Origin of the sequence: Streptococcus sp. HMSC062D07 (assembly GCF_001814215.1) — a bacterium.
Classification (GTDB): domain Bacteria; phylum Bacillota; class Bacilli; order Lactobacillales; family Streptococcaceae; genus Streptococcus; species Streptococcus infantis_I.
This window is the reverse complement of record NZ_KV815326.1, coordinates 105,919-112,780: the sequence shown is the minus strand read 5'-3', so window position 1 is coordinate 112,780 and position 6,862 is coordinate 105,919. Positions and strand designations below refer to the sequence as shown.

Below are 6,862 nucleotides of genomic sequence, written 5' to 3'. Positions count from 1 at the left end.
TGAGAGGCTAGGACTTTTGTCCCAGCCTCTTTTTAGTAGCTGGGATTTTGTACCAGGTTGTATCTCTTATTTCTCAACACGTGATTTGTTGGCGATATCAACTAAGATTGCTGCTACAAACTCATCATGTTTAAACATTAAAACGTTATCTTCTTTCAGAGGAGATATAGTTTTTCTTCTTCAACGGATAAGGATACAAAAATTTCTTCCTTTCTCTATCTTTTAAATGAATTGATTTCTTCAGAGAAAGACTGTAAAATTTTTGATATAATATCAAGGATGGATTGATGGATAAAAAGATAATGTTCAAAAGAATTACAGCTAAGAATTAAAAATATGTCAGATTGGACAAAAGTCTCTCTACCATCATCCATGCAGAAACAAGATTATATGAAATAAAAGGAGTAACCAATGACCGGAAACTATTCAACACGTGAATTCCGCGAGAAACTATATGATGACCTTCATGTTCGATTAAGAGATACACTGATTTTGATGTGTTCGATTTTTATTGCCTCTATAGGTCTAAATATGAATTCAACAGCTGTCATTATTGGAGCCATGCTGATTTCCCCTCTTATGACACCGATTGTTGGACTGGGATTCGGTTTAGCTATTTTTGATACGCGTTTAATCAAGCAATCTCTAGAGGTTTTATTTACTCAAGTATTGGTCAGTTTGCTTGTCTCGACTCTGTATTTCTGGATTTCTCCCTTATCTTATGCAAGTAGCGAGTTGATTGCACGAACCTCTCCAACCATTTGGGATGTTCTCATTGCTATTGCTGGTGGGATAGCAGGTTTCATTGGTTCAAGGAAAAAAGAAGCAAACAATATCGTACCAGGAGTAGCCATCGCAACAGCTCTGATGCCACCTATCTGCACTGCAGGATATGGTTTAGCTAATGGAAATGTACGATTTTTATTTGGGGCTCTTTATCTTTTCTTAATCAACTGTGTCTTTATCATGCTAATCAACATTGTTGGAACAAGAATTTTTATGAGAAAATCTCCCTTAAGTTCATTTAATGAGCTAAACATTAAAATGAAAATTGGGTTGATATCCTTGATTGTATTATTGGTCCTTCCAGCCAGCTATTCAGCAGTCACTCTGACGATGGATCAAGCGCGAAAAGAAGGGATCAAACAGTTTGTAGAAAATGAGTTCGCCAATCATACGGTCATTAATCAAGTCTACAAGTCAAGTAATAATGAATTGGTCTTGACGGTTGTTGGAGATCCGATTTCAGAAGAAGAATTAGAAACCATTCGCCAAAAGCAGGACTCTTACGGTATTCAATCTGTTCAATTGAAAGTCAAGCAATTCCATAATTCAGCAAAATTAGATAGTGAGACGATTAAGGAATTTTACGAAAACATTGACAAGTATATCGATCAAAAACTCTCTGAAAAAGATTCACAAGATGACATCGTAAAAGAAATTGAGGCAGACAAGGACTAAGGATAGTCAACTTATCTAACTCATGGAAGCAAATCTTGGGAGGATATCCTATATCCAAAAGTTAATGGATAGAAAGGATTGTTGATGAGAATACTATTTGTAGTGGTTTGATCAATCACTACTAACTCAGGTGAAACAAAATATAAAAAGCAACAACTCAAATAGTTGTTGCTTTTTTTGCTGAAAAATGTTTCTCAGACTGTGATCGTTTTATTTCTCAACACGAGATTTGTTGGCGATATCAGCTAGGATAGCTGCTACAAACTCATCTACTGACACAGTGTTCGTTTCTTTTTGTCCATAACGACGAACATTGACAGTTCCGTCTTCCATTTCCTTGTCACCAACGATCAATTGGTAAGGAATCTTGCTAGTTTGTGATGCACGGATCTTGAATTGCATTTTTTCATTACGTTCATCCACATCAGCACGGACACCACGGTCACGGAGTTTCTTCGCTACTTCCCAAGCGTAGTCTACGTGTTTTTCGTTAGAAACTGGGATAAGGGTTACTTGGTGAGGTGCAAGCCATGTTGGGAAGGCACCCTTGTAGTTCTCAATCAAGATCGCTGTGAAGCGTTCCATAGTTGAGATAACCCCACGGTGGATCATAACTGGACGGTGTTCTTCACCATCAGCTCCGATGTATTTAAGGTCGAAGCGTTCTGGAAGCAAGAAGTCAAGCTGGATCGTAGAAAGGGTTTCTTCTTTTCCAAGGGCAGTCTTAACCTGGATATCCAATTTTGGACCGTAGAAGGCAGCTTCACCTTCAGCTTCAAAGTAATCAACACCCATCTCATCAAGGGCAGCACGAAGCATGGTTTGGGCATTTTCCCACATTTCATCGTTATCAAAGTACTTGTGAGTATCTTGAGGGTCACGAAGAGAGAGGCGGAAACGGTATTCATTCAAGTTGAAGTCTTCATAAACATCGATAATCAACTGAAGAGCACGTTGGAATTCTTCTTGGATTTGTTCTGGAGTCACAAAGAGGTGACCGTCGTTGAGAGACATTTCACGCACACGTTGAAGACCAGTAAGGGCACCAGATTTTTCATAGCGGTGCATCATCCCGATTTCAGCAATACGGATTGGCAATTCACGGTATGAGTGAACATGGTGTTTAAAGACTTGGATGTGGTGTGGACAGTTCATTGGGCGAAGGACGAATTCTTCACCGTCCCCCATGTCCATAGTTGGGAACATGTCCTCTTGGTAGTGGTCCCAGTGACCAGAAGTCTTATAAAGCTCTACAGAAGCAAGCGGTGGAGTGTAGACGTGTTGGTAGCCTGAAGCCAACTCTTTGTCTACGATGTAGCGTTCTAACTCACGACGGATAGTCGCCCCATTTGGCAACCAGAATGGAAGCCCTTGACCAACCTCTTGAGAAATCATAAAGAGATCAAGCTCTTTACCAAGTTTACGGTGGTCACGTTCTTTGGCCTCTTCACGCATTTGAAGGTAGTTTTTCAAGTCTTTCTTGTCGAACCAAGCTGTACCATAGATACGTTGCATCATGGCGTTGTCGCTATTTCCACGCCAGTAAGCACCAGCTACATGGAGAAGGTGGAAGATTTGGATACGGCCTGTTGATGGGACGTGTGGGCCACGGCAGAGGTCCACGTATTCACCCTGACGGTAGATGGTCAAGCCACCCTCGTCTTCTGAGTGCTCTTCGATCAATTCCAATTTATATGGGTCGTTCTTGAAGATTTCACGCGCCTCGTCTTTGGTCACTTCTTCGCGAATAGATGGGAAGTTTTCTTTAACGATTTTTTGCATTTCTTCTTCGATACGAGGAAGATCCTCGTTAGAGATTTGACCAGCTTGGTTATCAGTATCGTAGTAGAAACCATCTTCGATAGCTGGACCAACACCCAAGTGAATGTCTGGGAAGAGACGACGAGCGGCTTGAGCGAACAAGTGGGCTGCTGAGTGACGCAAGATATCCAATGCATCTTCGTGATCAGGTGTCACGATTTCGATGCTTCCATCTTCAGTGATCGCACGAGTAGTGTCGATGAGTTTGCCGTTAAATTTACCAGCAAGAGCTTTTTTAGCTAGAGAATTGCTGATGGATTGGGCAATTTCAAAAGTTGTAACGCCAGATTCGAATTCACGAACAGCGCCATCTGGGAAAGTAATTTTGATCATGGTTTTCTCCTTAAAAATTTATCGTATTTTAAAATAGAGGTTTGAAGAAATAAAGATGGGTTAGTTATAAAGAACAATTATATTTGTTTATCTAACTGAATGATACTTTAACAATTTCATCCTATAAATAAAACAAACTGTTGAAATAAGTAAATAACTTACCAAGGAAAGAATTAAAGACATATATTGTTCATCAGTCATCTCGCCAGTCATATATATCATAATTGGATAGCTTCTGAGAGCATTGAACAAGTAAATACCAGTAGTAAGACTTAAAAGATATCCTGTTATAACGAGTTTTTTGTTGTTGAAAAACATTAAGATACCGAGAAAAGGAGCAAGAAATGGTATAAGAGGAACAAATGCAAAAAATGAAAAGACAACAATGTACTCCAAGCCCCATAGACTGAGAGTTTTCATTAGCCACACATAAACTATAAGGAAGGTACAGAAAATTACCCAGGGCAATGCTTTCTTCATAACAACCTCCATATTCAATTTATGTTTATATTCTATCCTAAGCCAGTAATAATAGTTCTCCAAACAAAAAAGCGACATCCTCAAAAGGACGTCGCAACGTGGTTCCACCTTCATTTATGTTCCTCAAAAAAGAGGGACACCTCTGATTGGCTCTAACGTGGCCACCGTTTTATGTTTGCATAAAAGTCAGTAGAGTAGTATCAGTTTAGGCTTCCTATGCGTTCTCAGCAACCACGCACTCTCTGGTAGAAAGGGGCTAAGTGACTTGTCTCTATGCATTATTATAGCATGATTGTGAGATTTTTCAAGGATTTTGTGAAAGTTTTTTCCTTTTCAGTTTTTGCACTAGATTCTTAATAGCTACACCGACAGCCATACCCGCGAGGGCAAAGATTTCATAGGCTAGGAAGTAGAGAAGGATAAATTCTCCGAAAGTAATGATGGTAAAGCAAAAGAGCAAGCCAACTCCAATTAACCACCAAACTGAGAACTTGAAACGATAAGAGTAGAATAGTGATACTATGAAAGTCACCAGTGGAGAGAAGATAATAACGTTTCCGATGGTGAGCTCCTTCAAGATATAGTTTTTAGTAATAGTCCATAATAACAGCTCATAAAGTGGCCAATAAAAGAAAAATATGACCAGATAGTAGGGGAGATATTGCGAGAATTTACGCATGGTAATCACCTCTCTTTTCAAGATGTCAACTTAGATATCCTTCCTATAACTATTATAGCACTTTTGCGGTAAGAATAGTAAATCAGTTGACAAAGAACTTAGTTCTTGGTAGAATAAGAAATGTCGTAAAGACAAATAACTTCTTCTTGGTTACAGGCATGCCAACCTGTCACTCGGATGAAGCCAAATAAAAAGGAGAAACATCATGGCAATCTCAAAAGAGAAAAAAAATGAAATCATTGCACAATATGCACGTCACGAAGGTGATACAGGTTCAGTAGAGGTTCAAGTTGCTGTCCTTACTTGGGAAATCAACCACCTTAACGAACACATCAAACAACACAAAAAAGACCACGCTACTTACCGTGGATTGATGAAGAAAATCGGTCGCCGTCGTAACTTGCTTGCATACTTGCGTAAAAACGACGTTAACCGTTACCGTGAGTTGATCAACTCTCTTGGACTTCGTCGTTAATTCAAGATACAAAGGCCGTCAAAAGCACAAAGCAAAAATAGGAAAATTGACGAAGAAACTTCAGTTTCTAGGAGATTTTATCTTTTTTGCCAAGTGCTTAGGCCGTGTTCAATTGAGCACATCTTGAAAATAAGGCTACTCTAGTTGAGTAGCTTTTTATTTTTGTCACCTTACCTCGATATACTCAAGTATAATCTTCGGTTACGGTTCCTAGCACTGTAAGGTAAAATAAACCAGAATGATCTCCCTTCGGGGAGATTTTTTGTTTCACTAACATTTTTGTACAATCTTCGGCTTGTCGTCAAGTCTATAAACGTTTTATCCAGTAAGAATCATGATGCTAAGGGCGCTAAAAATCCGTATGAAAATAGGGAAAGGACACAGTGTTCGATGAACGCAAGGAGTTTCATCTTTTTCACTAGGATTTTAGCTCGAGCTCAAATAAGCTCTCTGACTTCAGGGGGCTTTTTTGTGTGCTTTTTTCTAGTCTTGTTCCTGATTTAGAAATGTGGTATACTAATTATGAAAATTGTCTAAATTTTTAATTTTTGTTAAAGGAGGGTTTCATGCTTTCCAAATTTTCTGGAAGCCATCAAAACCTGCGATATTTTTTTCTGCTAGCTTTTTTGCTTGTAGCATTGGGAGTTTCTCTGTTTCTGGCAGTTTCTATGGGGTCTGTTCAAATTAGCTTAAGTGATACCTATCGGATAATTTTGAGTCAGTTAGGGGCTCCTTTTGAGATAGGAGACATTTCAAAGTCTACGCTTGCTATTGTTTGGAATATGAGGTTACCACGGGTTTTTCTTGCTTTGATAGTTGGTGCTGGCCTTTCTATGTGTGGTAGCGTTATGCAGTCAACGGTCAATAATCCAATCGCAGAGCCCTATGTATTAGGAATTTCAGCCGGGGCAACCTTTGGAGCAACTTTGAGTATTATTCTTGGATTTAAAGTTATGATTGGTCTAGGTTCTTTCCTCGGAGCGATTTTAGCAACAGTTGCGGTTCTACTCATCGCATCCATGCAAGGTAGAATGACAACTTCTAGCCTCATTTTATCAGGGACAGTTGTGAATGCCCTATTTTTGGCTTTTTCAAACTTTATTATCTCAATTGGTGCTAATGCTGACAGTGTCATGACCATCAAGTTTTGGACCATGGGTTCTTTAGCAGGGACATCCTGGGCTCACTTAACCTTGCCAACTATAATCGTGGGAATCGCCTTTTTATTTTTCTCTTCCCAATACCGTGTTTTCAATGCCATGATGATGGGAGATGAGGCGGCTTTGACTTTGGGAATTCCCTTGCGTTTTTACTGGTATCTTTATGTGACGATTGTAGCTGTGATGACGGCAATCTTAGTTTCGACTTGTGGGATCATCGGTTTTGTAGGTCTGATAACACCTCATCTGGCCCGAAGTTTGGTAGGGACAAATTACAAAAGGCTTTTTCCGATAGCAACCTTACTAGGCGCCCTCTTTGTCGTCTGGTCAGATGTCTTTGCTCGCGTTCTGATTCAAAATGCTGAACTTCCGATTGGTATTTTCACGGCCCTAGTAGGTGCACCTTTCTTTATCTACATGGTTGCAAGTAGAGGAAGGGAGGTGAGAGTCTGA

At 39.7% G+C, this 6,862-nt stretch carries 7 protein-coding genes; 4 read left to right on the top strand and 3 right to left on the bottom strand.

Annotated features, from left to right (window positions below):
- Together HMPREF2957_RS09315 and HMPREF2957_RS03750 are read left to right on the top strand one after the other, a co-directional pair.
- Positions 1-226, top strand: a 226-nt coding sequence (locus HMPREF2957_RS09315; protein WP_222563411.1) for a hypothetical protein, incomplete at its 5' end; no start/stop codon positions are given.
- Between the two features lie 185 nt (positions 227-411).
- Positions 412-1,461 (top strand): DUF389 domain-containing protein, encoded by a 1,050-nt coding sequence (locus tag HMPREF2957_RS03750; protein ID WP_070677609.1) that lies wholly within the window; start codon positions 412-414, stop codon positions 1,459-1,461.
- A gap of 210 nt (positions 1,462-1,671) precedes the next feature.
- Here the strand turns inward: HMPREF2957_RS03750 and thrS are convergent, their stop codons facing one another.
- The 3 genes from thrS to HMPREF2957_RS03735 form a co-directional block, all read right to left on the bottom strand.
- Positions 1,672-3,615 (bottom strand): threonine--tRNA ligase, encoded by a 1,944-nt coding sequence (gene thrS, locus HMPREF2957_RS03745; protein WP_070677606.1) that lies wholly within the window; start codon positions 3,613-3,615, stop codon positions 1,672-1,674.
- A gap of 87 nt (positions 3,616-3,702) precedes the next feature.
- Complete coding sequence (locus HMPREF2957_RS03740; protein WP_261674144.1) at positions 3,703-4,095, bottom strand: hypothetical protein; 393 nt, start codon at positions 4,093-4,095, stop codon at positions 3,703-3,705.
- A gap of 304 nt (positions 4,096-4,399) precedes the next feature.
- Complete coding sequence (locus HMPREF2957_RS03735; protein WP_042759693.1) at positions 4,400-4,774, bottom strand: hypothetical protein; 375 nt, start codon at positions 4,772-4,774, stop codon at positions 4,400-4,402.
- Between the two features lie 205 nt (positions 4,775-4,979).
- On the opposite strand from HMPREF2957_RS03735, the gene rpsO reads away from it, so the two are divergent.
- Together rpsO and HMPREF2957_RS03725 are read left to right on the top strand one after the other, a co-directional pair.
- Complete coding sequence (gene rpsO / locus HMPREF2957_RS03730) at positions 4,980-5,249, top strand: 30S ribosomal protein S15 (RefSeq protein ID WP_001018251.1); 270 nt, start codon at positions 4,980-4,982, stop codon at positions 5,247-5,249.
- A gap of 566 nt (positions 5,250-5,815) precedes the next feature.
- A complete protein-coding gene (locus tag HMPREF2957_RS03725; RefSeq protein ID WP_070677604.1) occupies positions 5,816-6,862 on the top strand; it encodes a FecCD family ABC transporter permease in 1,047 nt (348 codons plus the stop codon).